The sequence below is a fragment of the Ectothiorhodospiraceae bacterium 2226 genome, from assembly GCA_013348725.1.
In the GTDB taxonomy this organism is placed as follows: Bacteria; Pseudomonadota; Gammaproteobacteria.
Genome location: CP054689.1, coordinates 1,832,445 through 1,848,102, shown reverse-complemented (window position 1 = coordinate 1,848,102; position 15,658 = coordinate 1,832,445). Strand labels below are relative to the sequence as shown.

General features: G+C 64.5%; 17 protein-coding genes. 11 read left to right on the top strand and 6 right to left on the bottom strand.

The window, feature by feature from the left end; translation table 11 throughout:
• Positions 1-34: 34 nt before the first annotated feature.
• From HUS23_08835 to HUS23_08820, 4 genes are all read right to left on the bottom strand, one after another.
• Positions 35-1,489 (bottom strand): hypothetical protein, encoded by a 1,455-nt coding sequence (locus HUS23_08835; protein QKT03914.1) that lies wholly within the window; start codon positions 1,487-1,489, stop codon positions 35-37.
• Positions 1,490-1,610: 121 nt separating this feature from the next.
• On the bottom strand, positions 1,611-1,877 hold the full coding sequence (locus HUS23_08830; GenBank protein ID QKT03913.1) for a GIY-YIG nuclease family protein: 267 nt from the start codon (positions 1,875-1,877) through the stop codon (positions 1,611-1,613).
• A gap of 18 nt (positions 1,878-1,895) precedes the next feature.
• Positions 1,896-2,243, bottom strand: coding sequence for a hypothetical protein (locus tag HUS23_08825; protein ID QKT03912.1), 348 nt, complete (start codon positions 2,241-2,243; stop codon positions 1,896-1,898).
• Between the two features lie 33 nt (positions 2,244-2,276).
• The gene (locus tag HUS23_08820; protein ID QKT03911.1) at positions 2,277-2,480 is read right to left on the bottom strand and encodes a hypothetical protein; all 204 of its coding nucleotides are present in this window, start codon (positions 2,478-2,480) and stop codon (positions 2,277-2,279) included.
• 80 nt (positions 2,481-2,560) lie between these two features.
• On the opposite strand from HUS23_08820, the gene HUS23_08815 reads away from it, so the two are divergent.
• Both HUS23_08815 and HUS23_08810 read left to right on the top strand, forming a co-directional pair.
• Positions 2,561-3,541: an MBL fold metallo-hydrolase gene (locus tag HUS23_08815; protein QKT03910.1), complete on the top strand. Its 981-nt coding sequence runs from the start codon at positions 2,561-2,563 to the stop codon at positions 3,539-3,541.
• 125 nt (positions 3,542-3,666) lie between these two features.
• A complete protein-coding gene (locus HUS23_08810; GenBank protein QKT03909.1) occupies positions 3,667-4,332 on the top strand; it encodes a rhomboid family intramembrane serine protease in 666 nt (221 codons plus the stop codon).
• A gap of 236 nt (positions 4,333-4,568) precedes the next feature.
• On the opposite strand, the gene HUS23_08805 is transcribed toward HUS23_08810, so the two are convergent.
• On the bottom strand, positions 4,569-5,237 hold the full coding sequence (locus HUS23_08805; GenBank protein ID QKT03908.1) for a hypothetical protein: 669 nt from the start codon (positions 5,235-5,237) through the stop codon (positions 4,569-4,571).
• Positions 5,238-5,455: 218 nt separating this feature from the next.
• Between HUS23_08805 and HUS23_08800 the strand changes: the two genes are divergently transcribed.
• Both HUS23_08800 and HUS23_08795 read left to right on the top strand, forming a co-directional pair.
• Positions 5,456-6,412 (top strand): hypothetical protein, encoded by a 957-nt coding sequence (locus tag HUS23_08800; GenBank protein QKT03907.1) that lies wholly within the window; start codon positions 5,456-5,458, stop codon positions 6,410-6,412.
• Positions 6,413-6,535: 123 nt separating this feature from the next.
• On the top strand, positions 6,536-8,050 hold the full coding sequence (locus HUS23_08795) for an AAA family ATPase (GenBank protein ID QKT03906.1): 1,515 nt from the start codon (positions 6,536-6,538) through the stop codon (positions 8,048-8,050).
• A 48-nt stretch (positions 8,051-8,098) separates the two neighbouring features.
• Here HUS23_08795 and HUS23_08790 read toward each other — a convergent pair whose 3' ends face one another.
• Positions 8,099-9,220 (bottom strand): hypothetical protein, encoded by a 1,122-nt coding sequence (locus tag HUS23_08790; protein QKT03905.1) that lies wholly within the window; start codon positions 9,218-9,220, stop codon positions 8,099-8,101.
• 111 nt (positions 9,221-9,331) lie between these two features.
• Here HUS23_08790 and HUS23_08785 point away from each other — a divergent pair, with 111 nt between their 5' ends.
• The 7 genes from HUS23_08785 to HUS23_08755 all read left to right on the top strand — a co-directional run bounded on the left by HUS23_08785 (position 9,332) and on the right by HUS23_08755 (position 15,583).
• On the top strand, positions 9,332-9,544 hold the full coding sequence (locus tag HUS23_08785; protein ID QKT03904.1) for a hypothetical protein: 213 nt from the start codon (positions 9,332-9,334) through the stop codon (positions 9,542-9,544).
• 734 nt (positions 9,545-10,278) lie between these two features.
• Positions 10,279-11,061 carry an adenylyl-sulfate reductase gene (locus tag HUS23_08780; protein QKT05022.1) on the top strand — a complete coding sequence of 261 codons (783 nt, stop codon included), beginning with the start codon at positions 10,279-10,281 and terminating at the stop codon, positions 11,059-11,061.
• A gap of 38 nt (positions 11,062-11,099) precedes the next feature.
• Positions 11,100-11,582 carry an adenylyl-sulfate reductase subunit beta gene (gene aprB / locus HUS23_08775; protein ID QKT03903.1) on the top strand — a complete coding sequence of 161 codons (483 nt, stop codon included), beginning with the start codon at positions 11,100-11,102 and terminating at the stop codon, positions 11,580-11,582.
• The gene (locus HUS23_08770; GenBank protein ID QKT03902.1) at positions 11,582-13,471 is read left to right on the top strand and encodes an adenylyl-sulfate reductase subunit alpha; all 1,890 of its coding nucleotides are present in this window, start codon (positions 11,582-11,584) and stop codon (positions 13,469-13,471) included. The genes aprB and HUS23_08770 overlap by 1 nt, the downstream gene beginning before the upstream one ends.
• Positions 13,472-13,617: 146 nt before the next feature.
• Positions 13,618-13,968, top strand: coding sequence for a hypothetical protein (locus HUS23_08765; GenBank protein QKT03901.1), 351 nt, complete (start codon positions 13,618-13,620; stop codon positions 13,966-13,968).
• 86 nt (positions 13,969-14,054) lie between these two features.
• Entirely contained in the window at positions 14,055-14,564 is a 510-nt protein-coding gene (locus HUS23_08760; GenBank protein ID QKT03900.1) for a peptidylprolyl isomerase, read from the top strand.
• Complete coding sequence (locus HUS23_08755) at positions 14,561-15,583, top strand: hypothetical protein (protein ID QKT03899.1); 1,023 nt, start codon at positions 14,561-14,563, stop codon at positions 15,581-15,583. The genes HUS23_08760 and HUS23_08755 overlap by 4 nt, the downstream gene beginning before the upstream one ends.
• Positions 15,584-15,658: the final 75 nt, after the last annotated feature.

Here is a 15,658-nt window from a genome sequence, read left to right as displayed (position 1 = left end):
GCCCCATCCCTATGCCGCGGGAAGCACAGATGAACTAGGGGGACGGCGCGCCCTCCAGACGTTCGACGAAGGCGAGGTACTGGCGGAATTGCTCGGCCATGGCGTGGCCGGGGAAACGGCCCGCCAGCGAACGCAGGATTTGCCTGGCCTGGCGGCAGTCGTTCTTGTGTTCGCAGAGCAGTTTGGCGGCCAGGAAGTACGCGGCCGGAATGTGCTCGCTGTCGGGAAAGCGGCCGGCATAGCCGCTCAGCGCCCGCAGCGCCACGTCGGGGCGCCCCAGCTCGGCCGCCGCAGTGCCCAGCGCAAAGGTGGCCTGCGGGTCCTCCACCGCGAAACCGGGCACGCGACGCGCCACGGCGGCATACACGTCGACCGCCTTGGCGCGCTCCTTGCGCTGCATCAGCAGCGCGACATAACGGCGCGCGTGCTTGGCGAGCGCGTCCTTGTCGCCGAGCGTCAACAGCAGCTTGTGGTAGCGGGCGTGCAGCGCGGGCTCGTTGGACCGGCGCACCTCGGCCGCGAGCCGCTGCTTGGCCTCCGCCGTCTTGCCCTCGGCGAGCAGGATGTCGACGGCCTGGAGCAGGGCCGCACTGGGCGACGGCGCCGCCGCAGGGGACGCCGCCGGCGTACTGGGCGCCGCGCCTGCGCCCGCGGGCTCCGCCTCGAACTCGCGCACGCCTTCGTAACCCAGTTGCTCATGGTACTGGTACACCACGTAGCCCATCAGGTGAAACATGATCAGCATGAAGTAACCGCCGACGAAGGTGCCGACCATCAGGAACAGCCATACGGGGATGGCGTTGGCCAGTATCTCCTGGGCAACGCCGGAGCTCACCGACAGTAGGATGAGAAAGGCGTACAGCACCAAGTAGGACCAGCCGATCTGGTGCATGACGGCGGCCAGACGCAGTGGGTTGATCGCCTCGACGAAGCTTTCGGTAGTGGCCAGCACGATGACCGAGGCCGGGATCGCCAACAGGAAGAACAGCCACGCGGGGAGCGCGAGCGGCGGCACGAAGTGAGCGATCGCCACCACGGCCATAATCATCACCGCGAACACCCCGATCTGTTTCAGCGGCAGGTGGTTGCCCGAGTCCAGGTGCTTCAGGGTCACGTGCTCGGGCGTGAGGTTGCCCTGCGCGGTCGACTCCAGGATTACATAGCCGTACTTCAGGATGGCGTAGGTCACCGCCAGCGCCACGACCAGACCGACCAGCGGCAGGCCCATGAAGATGCTGATCAGCGACAGCACGGCGAGATAGCCGAGCACGCCGGGGGTGGCGGGATAGGCGAAGATGCGCGGCAGGCGCTGCCAAAACGGCTGGATGGTGTTGCCGATCCCGAGCGAGGCCAGTGCATCGGTGCACACCGGGCAGCGGGGCTCGGCCGCGTCGCCGGTAACGCACTGGCGGCAGTACACGATGCCGCAGCGGCCGCAGCGGTGACGCCCCGGCACGTCGCGATGATATTTGCAGTAGAGCTTGGCCATGCCCCTCCCCTTATCGTTTTTGTGCGCGCGGGCATCGCCGCGGTGGGGCGGCCCAAGCGTAAGAGCGCGCGCGGCGCAGGGTCAAGCGCAAAACGGCGTGTGTGTCGTCGGTTTTTACGAACTACGCGGGAGGGTAGGGCCAGTCCCGCGCCCATGCCTGCTTGGCGGCGAGGGACTTCGCCTTCAGCAGGCGCTCGGCACGCGTGGCGGAGCCGCGATCCGGAAACGGTTGCACGGCGAGGATGTCGGTGGGGCGAAACGCCCGCGTGAACTTGCCGCCCAGGCCCGCCTGATGCTGCCGAAAACGCTGCGCGAGGTTGTTGGTAATACCCACGTAGGTCTTGCCGCGCTCGCAGGCCAACCAGTACAACACCCAGGAATCCGCCACCCGCTCTCCTTCGTCTCCTCAGCAGCCGTTGCCGCCGTCACCGCCCCCAATGTCCGGCCCATCGCCGCGGCGGGCGAGCTCCGGCGCCCGAACCGACACCCAGAGCAGCACGTAAATCACCGCGAACATCACGTACATCGGCAAATAGAGCGCGTACAACGCATCCTCGGCGGCAAGATCGCTGCGCACGGTGGCGATCACCCCGGTGGCGATCACGAAGAGGACGATACTTCCGACCGCCAAGTGAGACGCCACCGCCAATGCGAGCAGCGCCGTCACGCTCTCGACGCTGCCGAGTGCACTGCGAAACACGATCCAGAGACTGATCGCGACGCCCACCCAGCCCAGCACTCTGCCTCGGTCCACGGCAAACCCCCTATCGGGAGAAAGAAACTGCTGCTACCGGTGCCCGCCACTATGCCAAGCCGAATCCGGCAAGGGAACCCGCAGGGGATCGTGTAGCGCGGCGTGGGCCGCGGCCGCAAGGCGCAACCGCAGTTCCTCGGCGGGGCTGTCGAAACGCACGCACGCCCCGTTCGCCGCCACCGCGGCGGCAAAGGCGAGCAGCCAGACTGTCAGCGCCATCACATTCGAGCGGTGCACTTGATAAGCTTCCTAAGGGAACGGCGGCGGGTCGTTAGTCGCCGTGGGATACACGATGTCAGAGAGCGGGGAGCACAACAATGTCCACCACCACCTCCCGGATGGCGCGCATCCTCGTCGGGGCGCTGACCCTCGGCCTGTCGGCCGCCGCACCGGCCGCCGCGGCCAACGTGAAGATCACCCCGCTCGGCAGCCACGACGGCGAGTTCTGTCAGTTCGATCGCGCCATGATTTTCGAGGACCCGGACGGCACCCGGCTGCTGTACGATCCCGGCCGCACCGTGGCCGGCCCCAGGGACGAGCGCCTCGGCAAGGTCGACGCCGTGCTGATCACCCACATGCACGGCGATCACGTCGGCGACCGCCACATCGCGCGCGTCAATGCGGGTGCGTGCGACAAGGTCGAGGTCCCGCACCCCGCCACCCCGGACACCAACGCGGTGAACATCGCGCTGGAGAAAAAGGCGCTGATCGTTTCCGGCAGCGAGATGCCGCAGTTCTTCGCCGGCAAGCTGGCGGCACGCGGCGGCGACCCGAGCGCCTCACAGTTGGTGCGTTTCGGGGCCTCGCGTCAGGTGGGCGGCGTGGCGATCACCACCGTGCCCGCGGTGCACTCCAACGGTATCGCCGGCGCGATGGTCGGCGGCGACCTGGGCCACCTGTTGGACAGCGCGGGGCTGACGGCTTACGCGGGCCCGGCCACCGGCTTCGTGCTCACCTTCTCCAACGGCCTGGTGGTCTACCTCTCGGGCGACACCGGCATCACCGCGGAGCAGGATACCGTGGTGCGCGGACACTACGGCGCCCGGCTTGCGGTGATCAATATCGGCGACACCTTCACCACCGGCCCGACCGAGGCGGCCTACGTCATCAACGAGCTGGTGCAGCCCGCGGCGGTCATCCCCTCGCATGCCAACGAGGCGGCGACCAAGAACGGCAGGGTAATCGCGGGCACGCGCACGGCGCGCTTCATGGAGGCCGTCAAGGTACCGGTGCACCTGCCGCTCAGCGGGCGCACCATGGCCTTCGACGCGAGCGGCCGCTGTGTCAGCGGCTGCTAGGCCGCCGCACGCGCTACCGGTCTCGTCCTCCGCGACCGGGTAGCGCGTGAAGGCGCCCATCAAGGCGATGATGGGCGATTGAGCGAGCAGGGTGCCGTGGTCGGGTCCTTCCTATACTGCGCAGCATGCCACGCACCCTCTGGATGAAGCGGCTCGCCGAGACGCGCGTCGGGCGCGCGCTGCGCCGCACGCCGGTCGTGGTGTGGGTGCTGCTGGTGCCCTCGTGGGTCACCGCGCTGATCATGGACCGCGACGAGTTCGCCACCGACCACCTCCTGTACTACCACATTCCGGATCTGACGGAAGCGCCGCTGCGCATCCTGCCCAATCTGTTCGTCACGCCGCTGGTGAACACCCAGGTCGACCAGGTCATCCTGATCACGATCCTGATCGGCACATTCGGCGTGCTGGTGGAGCGACGCCTGGGCGCGCTCGCCGCGCTGGCGATCTTCTGGGGCACTTCGGCCGCGGCCGCGCTGGGGGCGGGCGTGCTGCTGCACCTGCTGTATCCCCTGTTCCCCGACGTGCACACCTTCGGCGAGGGCGGCTGGTACCGCGTGTTCAACGGCGCGAGCGCCGGCGGCTTCGGGCTGATGGCAGCCTACGCCGCGCTCAGCCCCCGACCCTGGTTGTGGATCGGGCTGTTCGCCCTCTGGGAGCCGACCTTCTGGCTGCTGGTGACCAACGACTACACGTTCGCGTTCCACTTCATCGCCTTCACCACCGGCTTCGTCGGCGTGCGCCTGTACCAGCGCCGTCAACGGCGCTCTGCGCCGGCAGGCAGCACGTAGAGCTTATGGCGATGGCGTAGCGGGTAGCGTGGGCTACCGCGCACTGACAGGGGACTACGAGGGCACGCTTGCCTCGCCCAACGACGTTCCAAAACGCGCCGCGACACGGTCGCGTGACATCGCCTCAAGATTGATCGGATCTGGTGTAACGCACGGGGGGCATGTGCCATGCCGACGCGTCGCTAGAAGTAAGAATGGCCCGGAGGGCGTGCTGCCTCCGGGCCGCTGGCACGCCGTCAGTCGTTGGCGGCGAAGCAGTAGAACAGCCCTGCGCCGCCGGTGCCCTGCAGGGCCTCCTGGCTGCAACCGCGGGTGCCGTGCGAGGAGTTCCACGAGGTCATGTGGCGGGTGTCCTTCAGCCCCACCCGGTCATGATGGCCGACGATGGCCGAACCCTCGCCGTTGCTGGTCCAGTTGCTGCAGGTCGTATCGCCGCCGGCGGTGGAGTACATGCCCTGCGGGTCCGAGCCGGTGAGAATGTCGTGCAGGTTCACCGCGTCGCCGCGGCCCATCACCACCTCGCCCTTCTCGTTCAGGGCGGTCTCTTTGGTGATGTTGTTGTCGTCCGAGTGCAACTGGTCCACGTCCTCGGCGATCAACGCGCCCTTGGCGTTGTGCCAGGGGCCGCTGCCGATGCGCTCGCGCGCGTTCACCCCCGCCGCGCCGCCGGGCGCGGTGGTGCTGAGGTAGGCGCGCCAGTTTTCCTGTTTCGAGCCGGCCGCCTCCGCCAGCGCCTGGCAGTGCGCGTCGGCGCCCTCGAGCCCGCCGAGATTGGCGCCGTCGCCCTTGCCCACGCTGGTAATGAAGAACGTCATCTCCGATTCCTGTGCCTGCAGCGTACCCAGCGCGCCGAAACCGGCGAGCGAAACAGCAATACCGGCTGCCACCACCCTTAACGTTTTCATCCTGTTCTCCTTATTGCTTGTTCGAGCCCGACGGCCCTGCCTTGATCAATGCCGCGCGAGCGCGAGCCTGCCAACTATATAGGCACTTGGAAGCGCCCGCCTACTGATGCAGCGGCTCCCGCGAGCGCGCCACGCGGCACCTATACTGAACGGCTACGGATGCCATCGCGTCCGCGCGCGCACTACCGCTCATCGCTCACCATCCGAGGAATCCCGCGATGCCTCAAGCTCCCGATGAAGCGACGCCGGACTGGCCGGCGCTGCCCTACGAGGCGTGGCGCGAGACCTGCACCACGCTCCATCTCTGGATGCAGATCGTCGGTAAGGTGCGCCTCGCGCAGACGCCCTGGGTCAATCACTCCTGGCACGTCACGCTGTACCTCAACGCGCGCGGGCTGACCACCTCGCCGATCCCGCACGGGGACCGGGCCTTCGAACTCACCTTCGACTTCCAGGACCAAACGCTGGTGCTCCAGGTCAGCGACGGCGGCACCGCCAAAGTGCCCCTGCAGCCCGGCTCGGTCGCCGACTTCTACGCCGCGGTGCTGCACGCGCTCGACGAACTCGGCGTGCCGGTGCGCATCCACGGCACTCCCAACGAGATCCCCGACGCCGTCCCCTTCAGCGAAGACCGCGCACCCCGCGCCTACGACCCCGAACAGGCGCTGAGCTTCTGGCGCGCACTGCTGCAGGTCGACCGGGTGTTCAAGCGGTTTCGCTCCGGCTTTGTCGGCAAGGTCAGCCCGGTGCACTTCTTCTGGGGCAGTTTCGATCTGGCGGTGACGCGTTTCTCGGGGCGCGCGGCGCCGCCGCATCCCGGCGGCATCCCCGGGCTGCCGGATGCCGTAACGCGCGAAGCGTACTCCCACGAGGTGAGTAGCGCCGGCTTTTGGCCGGGTGGCGGGGGGCTCGACTATCCCGCGTTTCTCTCCTACGCCTACCCGGAGCCGCCCGGCTTTCGACAAGCGACGGTGCAGCCGCAGGCCGCGTTCTTCGACGAGGCGCTCAGCGAGTTCATCCTGCCTTACGACGCCGTGCGCGCGGCCTCGGCGCCCGACGAGTTGCTGATGGCATTCTTGCAGAGCACCTACCAAGCGGCTGCGGACGCCGGGAACTGGGAGCGCCCGCTGCTCGAGTGCCCATTCGGTCGACCCAGGGTCCCGCGGCCGGTGTAGCGCGTCTTCCGGTCCTCCGACGACCGAGGTCGACCAGCGCGCCCGGCGAGCCCACTCGATCCCTGCTTGCAGCTACCCCTGCGGTTTCGCATACTGGCGGCGCCGAATAATAACCGTGCGCGCATGCTCGACAAACGCAACCTCGAACTCCTGCTCGACTCGCATTTCCCGATCGTGGTCATCGAGACGCACGAGGAAGCGCGCGGCCTCGGCCTGCTCAAGACCATCGCCGCCTCGCGCCCGGGCCGCTTGTTGAGCTGGTCGGCGGCGATCGGGCTCACCGACGCCCAGACGGGCCGCCCCTACGCGACGGCCGAGACCCTGCGCCTGCAGGGCGATAGCGAACAAGCCGATGCGTCGCTCGAGCCCGACGCGATGCTCGCCACCGTGAAGCGGCACGTGAAGAACGCGGTGGTCGTCCTGCTCGACTTTCACCCCTACCTCACCAACCCGCGCATCGTGCGCCTGGTGCGCGAGATCGCCCAGAACCGCGAGCTCAACCAGGTCACCCTGGTGCTGATCAGCCATGCGCTGGAGGTCCCGCCCGAGTTGCGTTCGCTTTGCGCGCGCTTCGAGCTCTCGCTGCCGGACGAGGAGCGCATCAAGGCGATCGTGCGCGAAGAGGCGCAGCTGTGGCAGATGAAGAACCCGGACCAGCGCCTCGCCGTCGACCGACGCGCGGCGGGCATGCTGGTGCGGAATCTGCTGGGCATGACCAAGAGCGACGTGCGGCGCTTGGTACGCAATGCCATTCAGCAGGACGGCGCCATCACCCAGAGCGACGTGCAGGAGGTGATGCAGGCCAAGTACCGGCTGGTCGCGCAGGGCGGCATGCTGTCCTACGAGTACGACACCGCGAGCTTCGCGGACGTGGGCGGTTTCGACCGGCTCAAACGCTGGCTGCAGGTGCGCCACTCTCACTTCGTCGGCACCGGCCGCGGCCTGCCCGACACGCCGAAAGGGATACTGCTGCTCGGCGTGCAGGGGGGCGGCAAGAGCCTCGCCGCGAAAGCGGTGGCGGGCGTGTGGGGCGTGCCGCTGCTGCGACTCGACCTAGGCGGGGTCTACAACAAGTACATCGGCGAGACCGAGCGCAACATGCGCGAGGCGCTCAAGTCGGCGGAACTGCTCGCGCCCTGCGTGTTGTGGATCGACGAAATCGAGAAGGGCATCCAGACCGAAAGCGACGGCGGGACCTCCCAGCGCGTCCTCGGCACCCTGCTCACCTGGATGGCCGAGAAGCAGGCGCGGGTGTTCACCGTCGCCACCGCCAACGACATCCAGGCGCTGCCGCCCGAACTGGTGCGCAAGGGCCGGCTGGACGAGATCTTCTTCGTCGACCTGCCCGATGCCCCCGTGCGCCGCCTGATCGTCGCCATTCACCTGCGCAAGCGCGATCTCGATCCCGAGCGCTTCGACCTCGACGCCATCGCGGCGCACAGCGCGAGTTTCTCCGGCGCGGAACTGGAGCAGGCGGTGGTGTCCGCCTGCTATACCGCCCACGCCGAGCAAACCGCGGTCACCACCGAGCACGTGCTCGACGAGCTCCGCAACACGCGCCCGCTGGCGGTGGTGATGGCCGAACAGATCGACGGCCTGCGCGCTTGGGCCGCCGCGCGCACCGTGCCGGCCCACTGAGCGCCCTACTCGACGCCGCGCCTATCCGCCCACCCGGCGACTCTGACTTCACTCCGGCGCGAGCTGCATCATCTGCATGCACCGCTCGGTGCGCTGCACCAGCCGCTGCACCATCGCCTCATCGGCGCTCAGGCCCTGCACCCGTGCGCGCAGCGCGGGGTCCAGTTGATCGCCCAGGCCGAGACGGTCGATGGCCTCGATCGCCGAAGCGATATAGGCGAGATAGCCCGGGTAACCCGGATCGAGCTCGGCGCGCAGGTCGTTGGCGAGCTCGAGCAGCTCATGCTCGTTGCGCGCCGCCAGTTCGTCGACGGGTAGGGCCAGCACGCGCTCGATGGCATCACAGGTGAAATGGTCCGGGTCCAGGGTGTACAAGGCGAGGTTGCGGATGCGCTGGACATTCTCCGCAAAGGCGGTGATGCGCCCACGCTCCTTGATGTGGCGCGCGAGCGCGTAGGCATCGGCGCCCTTCTCGTCCAGGTGGTGGTGATAACCGGCCCACAGCGGCTTGCCCGACATGGGCTGCGGACCGACGGTGTGCGCCTTCAGGCAATGGTAGACCTCGTGGTCCACCACGAACTCGAGGAAATCCTCCTTGCGGAGATAGGCGGCCTCGGGGACATTGCCGAACTCGCCGTCCGGCAGGTTGAGCAGCTGCCGGGTAGCCGCCAGATCGTCCGCTCCGGCCTGACAGGGATCGATAGTGAGCACGCAGACCAAGTCCGGAGGATCGCGCGGTCGATCGGCCTGGAACAGCGCCGCGGACGGTACTTGGTGCGTCAACATCAGGTGTATTCGCCCCAGGCTCGCGCGCATCAAGGTCTCACGCAGGTCCTCCGGGTGCTCGTAGTCGAGATTGACGGGCTCCGGCCCGAGCAGAGTGCGCAGGCGCGTGAGGTCCGCCCAGGTCGCGTCGCCGCCGGTCAGGTTGACGAAGCGCATGTCCGGATACAGCGCTGCATAGCTTCCAAGCCGCTGCTCCAATTGCTCCGCCGGACAGGCCTGCACCGCCGGCTCCCGTTCGGCGGCGAAGAGCGGCGGTGCGAGCAAGGCGGCCGCCAGCCCCATCAACCAGCGCAGCGCTCTGCCCGTGCGCACGGCGCGGTTCTTCTCCCGTTGGACATAGCGTTGGTCGTACATGGCGGAGAGGGTGGCGTGATCGCCCGCCAAGGTCAAACCTGCATTGCGGGCGCGGCGGCTTGAGGCAATGCGCCGGTCGGCGCGCGGCGGAATCGCCTAGACTCCTTGGTTTTTCTGGCGGTGCTGTACGAGCCCCGGATCATGACCATCGCGACGCTCAGGCCGACGGCTGGCCGGCAGGCGACCACCGTCGGCCACGTGAACGAAGGCCTCACCCCGTACTTCTTCTGCGGACAGTCAGAAGGCTCAGAACCTCGCCCGCAACGACCGGGTAACGCAGACCATCCTCACGACACGCCGGACATGGCCATCACCGACCTGTCCATGCCGGCGCGCGCCCATGCGGTGGAGTAACGGGCCGATGCCGAGAAGGTCCTGCGCCTGCTTACGCTGAAGTAACGCGAGCAACCCGATAAGGGCTTCGCCCGCACCGATCTCATGACCCTGTCACGCGCAAACATTCGAAAAGCCACGCTTAGGTCGGACGCCTAAGTGCAGTGCGCGCATGCATTCAGAGCCGCGTGCGTCATGCGGCCTTCGGAAAGAAGGCTGCCGCCTTGCAGCGGCGAGGAAGCCGCTACGCCGCCGCAGCAAAAGCGGGCACCGTGGGAAGCGAAACCAAACTGCGCCGATGCGCGTGGGCCGCAGCCGCTCCGCCGCGCGCGAGCTGCCCGCACCGGGTTTCTTCCGCCACGGCGGCCCTGCATTAATAAATTACCATGCGCTAATACAACATCCGCACCACACTGCAGGGCGATGATTTTTGCCGGTCATTCGTTCCTTCTATCCCCTCATTGGATTCTTTCCATACAGACTCCCCCCTCGCGAGACCACTAACCCATTGTCCGCCTCTTGTTTTTCCACTACCCTCGGGCGTGTGGTACGGATCGCCTCAAGCTATTGCCGGTCAGCCCCTGAATGTACGCGCATCACCACGGAGCGAAATGCCGCACCTTCATCGGCCCCGGATTGAAAAAAAGAACGCAGACCCAGGGCTGCATTACAAGCCGCCCGTCGTCTCATACTGACTACACCAGAGGAAGTGGCCTATGAATCCCTTCGCTGACCTCCCTATCCCTGCACTTGCCATGCAGATATTTATCGTGGCCATGGTCGTGCTTGTGATAGCCGGCACGATATTCGACGTCATTCACAAGCGGAGCGCGGAGTACTTCTTCGCCGCCGGAGAGAGAAGCCGCGCGGCGCGCAAGCGGGACGTCAACAAAGGCGCCATCGCCATGAAGACCCTCGCCCACGACGTGCTCGCCTCGGGCGAGTTCTGCAACCCGCAGCGCCGGGTCGCCCATCTGCTCACCATGTATGGCTTCGTTCTGTTCGTGGTGGCCACGGCCGTTCTGGTGTTCGGCTACGCCGAAGCCGCCGCTCCCGCCATTTGGCCGCTGCTTTGGTACGTCGGCGCGGCGATGGTGGTCGTCGGCGGCTTTTGGTTCTGGTTCAAGATTCGCGTGAACGTCGCCTCCGGGGGGAATCCCTGGTACCGCATCGTCCGCGCCGACTTGTTCATCCTGTCGCTGTTGGCGACGACGAGCTTCGCGATCCTGTGGGGCATCTTCGCGACCGCCGGCGGCGGCTGGTTGGCGCATCTGTTCTTCTGGCTCTTCATGATCTCCGCGGTGGTGCTGTTTGGCGGCGTACCCTGGTCGAAGTTCGCGCACATGTTCTTCAAGCCGGCCGCCGCGTATCAGAAGCGCGTGGCTGAAGCGGATGGTTCCAATCTGAATCTGCCTGCCGACTACGACCTGACGGACCCGGCGGTGCAGGCGCGATTCCCCGATATTCCGGAGTATATGGGTAAGAATCCCCCGAACATGGGGCCTGGCATCCGACGTGAACCTGCGAGCCACTACTAACAATAACGAACGCATCAGTAGAGTGAAGAGAGGACACTATGCCTACCTTTGTATATATGACTCGCTGCGATGGTTGTGGTCAGTGCGTAGATATCTGCCCGTCGGACATCATGCACATCGACAAATCGCTGCGGCGTGCATACAACATCGAACCCAACATGTGCTGGGAGTGCTATTCCTGTGTAAAGGCTTGCCCTCAGCACGCCATTGACGTACGCGGTTACGCTGATTTCGCCCCGTTGGGCCACTCGGTGCGTGTACATCGCGATGAAGAGAAAGGCATCATTGCGTGGCGCATCAAGTTCCGTAACGGCAAGAAGGACATGGACCTGGTGGCGCCCATCACCACCAAGCCTTGGGGCACGGCGATTCCCAAGTTGGCCGATGCAGCAGAGCCCAACAAGGAAATGCGTGACGGTGAGCTGTTGTTTAACGAGCCTAAGTACATCCGCATGGATGAGGGCGGTTTACGCAGCCTGAAAGCCGGCGGCTTGAAACTGAAGGCAGGAGTGTACTACTGATGGCCTACAAGACAATTATTGAAGACGATATCGACGTCTTGGTTGTTGGCGCGGGTTTGGGCGGCACCGGGGCAGCGTTCGAAGCGCGGTATTGGGGCAAGGACAAGAAGATTGTCATTGCGGAGAAAGCCAATATCGATCGTTCGGGTGCGGTAGCCCAGGGCTTGTACGCCATCAACTGCTACATGGGCACGCGATTCGGCGAGAACAATCCCGAAGACCACGTGCGCTACGCCCGCATCGACCTGATGGGCATGGTGCGTGAAGATCTGGCCTTTGATATGGCGCGTCACGTGGACTCGGCTGTGCACCAGTTCGAGGAATGGGGCCTGCCCTTGATGAGGAACCCCAAGACCGGCGCCTATCAGCGCGAAGGTCGTTGGCAGATCATGATTCACGGTGAATCCTACAAGCCGATTGTTGCCGAAGCCGCGAAGAAATCTGCGGACAAGGTTTTCAACCGCATCTGCGTGACCCACTTGCTGATGGACGAAGCCAAGGAGAATCGCGTCGCCGGCGCGGTTGGCTTCAACGTGCGCACCGGTAACTACCACGTCTTCAAGTCCAAGACGGTGATCTGCGGTGCGGGCGGCGCGTCCAATATCTTCAAGCCGCGCTCGGTCGGCGAAGGCGCGGGTCGCGTCTGGTACGCCCCCTGGTCCTCGGGTTCTGCCTACGGTCTGATGATCCAGGCGGGCGCGAAGATGACGCAGATGGAGAACCGTATCGTTCTTGCCCGCTTCAAGGACGGTTACGGCCCCGTCGGCGCCTACTTCCTGCACCTCAAGACCTACACGCAGAACGCCTACGGCGAAGAGTACGAGTCCAAGTGGTTCCCGGAGCTTCAGAAGATGGTGGGTAAGGAGTACCTGGACCCGGAGGCGTCGCATCGGACGCACCGCCCGATTCCCACCTGCCTGCGTAACCATGCGTTGATCAACGAGGTGAATGCCGGTCGCGGCCCGATCCACATGGTCACCATGGAGGCGTTCCAGGATCCGCATCTCGAGGAGATCGGCTGGCACAACTTCCTGGGCATGACGGTTGGTCAGGCGGTTCTTTGGGCTTCGACCGACGTCGACCCCAAGTACGAAAACCCCGAGCTGACCACTTCCGAGCCCTACGTCATGGGTTCACACGCGACTGGCTGTGGTGCCTGGTGCTCGGGTCCGGAGGATGTGTCTCCGCCGGAGTACTTCTGGGGCTACAACCGCATGACCACCGTCGAAGGCCTGTTCGGTGCCGGCGATGCCGTAGGCGGCACGCCGCACGCGTTCTCGTCCGGCTCCTTCACCGAAGGCCGCCTGGCCGCGAAAGCCGCCTGCAAGTACATCGACGACGGCAAGGCGGAAGGCATCCGCGTGTCGGAGGCGCAGATCAATCGCCGCCGGGAAGAGATCTACAAGCCGATGGAAACCTACAAGGTTTACCGCAACGAGGTGGTCGCCGGCACAGTTAACCCCAACTACATCAATCCCAGACAAGGGCTTGATCGCCTGCAGAAGCTCATGGACGAGTACTGTGGCGGTTTCGGGGTGAACTACATGACCAACGACAAGCTCCTTAACATCGGCCTCAAGAAGATGGCGGTGTTGGGCGAGGACTTGGAGAAGGTCGCCGCCGAGGACATCCATGAGCTGCTGCGCGCATGGGAGTTGAAGCATCGCTTCCTGACCTCGGAGGCCGTGTTCCACCATACCCTGTTCCGCAAGGAAACCCGTTGGCCTGGGTATTACTACCGCGGTGATGCCATGAAGCTCGATGATGAGAACTGGCACGTGCTGACGGTTTCGCGTCGTGACCCGGAAACGGGCGAGTACACCATGGAGAAGGCACCGCTCTACCACCTGGTGGCGGACGAACCGGAACCGACCGCTGTAGCGAGCTAAGAAGCCGGCGGCTTGATGTTGCAAGCCGCCTGACATTTTAGCTTTAATAGAGGACCGACACCTCGTGTGTCGGTCCTTTTTTTCCCCCCTGGGGAAATGTTCCTTCCCCGGCTGCTCGATGGCCTTAGAGAGTGAATGAGTTCCCGATGACCATTGTTGAAAAGACGGATGAAGAGATTTTGGCATTAGCGCACCCGATGTGGGCCGACCTCATCAAGTACTCGAACGAACAGAATTACGGCGCCTTCACGCGCAACTTCTCCAGCACCTTGATCAGAGGCGCGAACGAAATCGAGATGGGAAAGCAGTTCGCGCGCAGCAACCTAGCAAAGAACCTCTCGGACGATTACCAGTACTTGGGCATGATCCGACGTGGCGAGTACGTCACCGTGCTGTATAAGGTGAAGAACACCAAGGATAACGGCGAGTGGCTGGGCCGACTGGTGCTCGGCTACGAGAAGGACAAGGTGAAAATCTTTGGCTGTACGCTGTTTTGATTGGGAAGGTCTGAATCCATCCATCCGGGATGGCTCAGACTACCCACAGCGAAAAGCGTGGTTATTGCCAACACAGGGCGCTTGCGATGTCAGATACGATACAACACGAGAAGTTCGTCGAGCTGAAGTATAAGGTCGTCGACAACAAGAGCGGCGCCGTGCTCGTTACCGTGGATTATCCCCTGGGTTATGTGCACGGGGTGAACGACGTCCTGTCGGAAGACGTGACTAAGGCGCTCGACGGCAAGAAGGTCGGCGATGTCATCGAGGTCCCGGTGGACACGAAGATCCTCTACGGCGAGAGAGACGAGTCGCTGGTGTTCACCGACCGCATCGAGAACGTTCCCGAGGAGTATCGAGAAATCGGGATGACCATCACCATGGAGAACGAGAAGGGTGAGACGCGCAACTTCATCGTCACCCGGTTCGACGACAAGACCTTGACTGTCGACGGGAACAATCCCCTCTGCGGCCGAGAAGTCACCTTCATGCTGGAGGTCCTATCCATACGCGATGCCAGCGAGGAAGAAATCGCCCGCGGCGGGCCTGTGGACGGCGACCCCGATTTGAACGACATTCTCGACCGCGCGCGATGAAGCTCTCCAACGTCTATACCATCTATCCAGGCAATGAGCGCTTGGAGCAAGCCGTCGAACGTTACCTCTCGCTCATTCCTGATGTCGCGGAAACGTCGCTGGCGGATAGCGACCTCACGGTGATGGACAACTTCCGCCACACGCGGGGGAACTACGAGCAGCATCGCTTCAATGCCAATGTTTACGCTGAGGCGACCGAAGCATTTGAAGCCGCCCTGACCGACCAACTCAAGGAGCAGGACGTAGTGGCTTGGGTCGCGCTCCAGAACGATCTGGGCAACGTGCTGGCGGCGATCGGACAGCAACAGCGCGATGAGGATCTCTATAAGAGGGCCATCGCGGCGTTCAACAGTGCCCTCGGCGAGTTAAGCCAGGGCGCCTTGCCGACAGAATGGGCAACGACCCTCTATAACCTCGGCACGGCTAGCCAAGCGCTGGGTCGCCTGGCCCGGGACGCAAAGTCATTGAAGATCGCCGTGGATGCTTACACCAAGGCGCTCATGGTGTGGACGCGGGACGCCTCGCCGGAACAGTGGATGCGCACCATGCAGCAGCTCGGCCTGACGCTCCATGAGCACGGCAGGTACCTCAAGGGGAACCGGACGTTCCAGAAGTCTGTCGTTGCGTTCAAGAACGCCCTCGCCGTCCTCGATGCTGACAATTACGCCCTGGAGCTGACGGCGACGCACAACAACCGGGGTTCTGCGCTACTGCACCTCGGTGAGTCGGAGGAGAATCCGGAGCGCGTGAAAGAGGCCATCAAGGCCTATGAGAAGGCACTCACGGTCAGCATGGAGCAGCAGCTGCCCTTCCATCTGGCGGTCATCTGCCGGGTGAACAAGGCGACCGCGCAGAATGTCCTGGCGGCACTCACCGCGGATGTTGCGCTGGCAGAGGAAGTCGCCGACGAGTTCGATTTGATTCTCGAATGCTTCCCGCACGCTTTGCAGCCGTTGTGCGCGCAGCACTGTTCGGCGGAGTTAGGTAAAGCGCGCTTAGCACTAGGTAGGTCTGAATAACGGCATTGCTTGCGTATTAGCAACAGGAATGCGCGGCTAAAAACAATTAATCTATCGGCCGCTATGCGCCGGCTT

Bases quoted from the DNA above. Each gene is read 5' to 3' on its own strand.
- HUS23_08815 (QKT03910.1), top strand. From the start codon at position 2,561: ATGTCCACCACCACCTCCCGGATGGCGCGCATCCTCGTCGGGGCGCTG.
- HUS23_08835 (QKT03914.1), bottom strand. From the start codon at position 1,489: ATGGCCAAGCTCTACTGCAAATATCATCGCGACGTGCCGGGGCGTCAC.
- HUS23_08765 (QKT03901.1), top strand. From the start codon at position 13,618: ATGACCATTGTTGAAAAGACGGATGAAGAGATTTTGGCATTAGCGCAC.
- HUS23_08810 (QKT03909.1), top strand. From the start codon at position 3,667: ATGCCACGCACCCTCTGGATGAAGCGGCTCGCCGAGACGCGCGTCGGG.
- HUS23_08760 (QKT03900.1), top strand. From the start codon at position 14,055: ATGTCAGATACGATACAACACGAGAAGTTCGTCGAGCTGAAGTATAAG.
- HUS23_08770 (QKT03902.1), top strand. From the start codon at position 11,582: ATGGCCTACAAGACAATTATTGAAGACGATATCGACGTCTTGGTTGTT.
- HUS23_08755 (QKT03899.1), top strand. From the start codon at position 14,561: ATGAAGCTCTCCAACGTCTATACCATCTATCCAGGCAATGAGCGCTTG.
- HUS23_08800 (QKT03907.1), top strand. From the start codon at position 5,456: ATGCCTCAAGCTCCCGATGAAGCGACGCCGGACTGGCCGGCGCTGCCC.
- HUS23_08785 (QKT03904.1), top strand. From the start codon at position 9,332: ATGACCATCGCGACGCTCAGGCCGACGGCTGGCCGGCAGGCGACCACC.
- HUS23_08780 (QKT05022.1), top strand. From the start codon at position 10,279: ATGCAGATATTTATCGTGGCCATGGTCGTGCTTGTGATAGCCGGCACG.
- HUS23_08805 (QKT03908.1), bottom strand. From the start codon at position 5,237: ATGAAAACGTTAAGGGTGGTGGCAGCCGGTATTGCTGTTTCGCTCGCC.
- aprB (QKT03903.1), top strand. From the start codon at position 11,100: ATGCCTACCTTTGTATATATGACTCGCTGCGATGGTTGTGGTCAGTGC.
- HUS23_08795 (QKT03906.1), top strand. From the start codon at position 6,536: ATGCTCGACAAACGCAACCTCGAACTCCTGCTCGACTCGCATTTCCCG.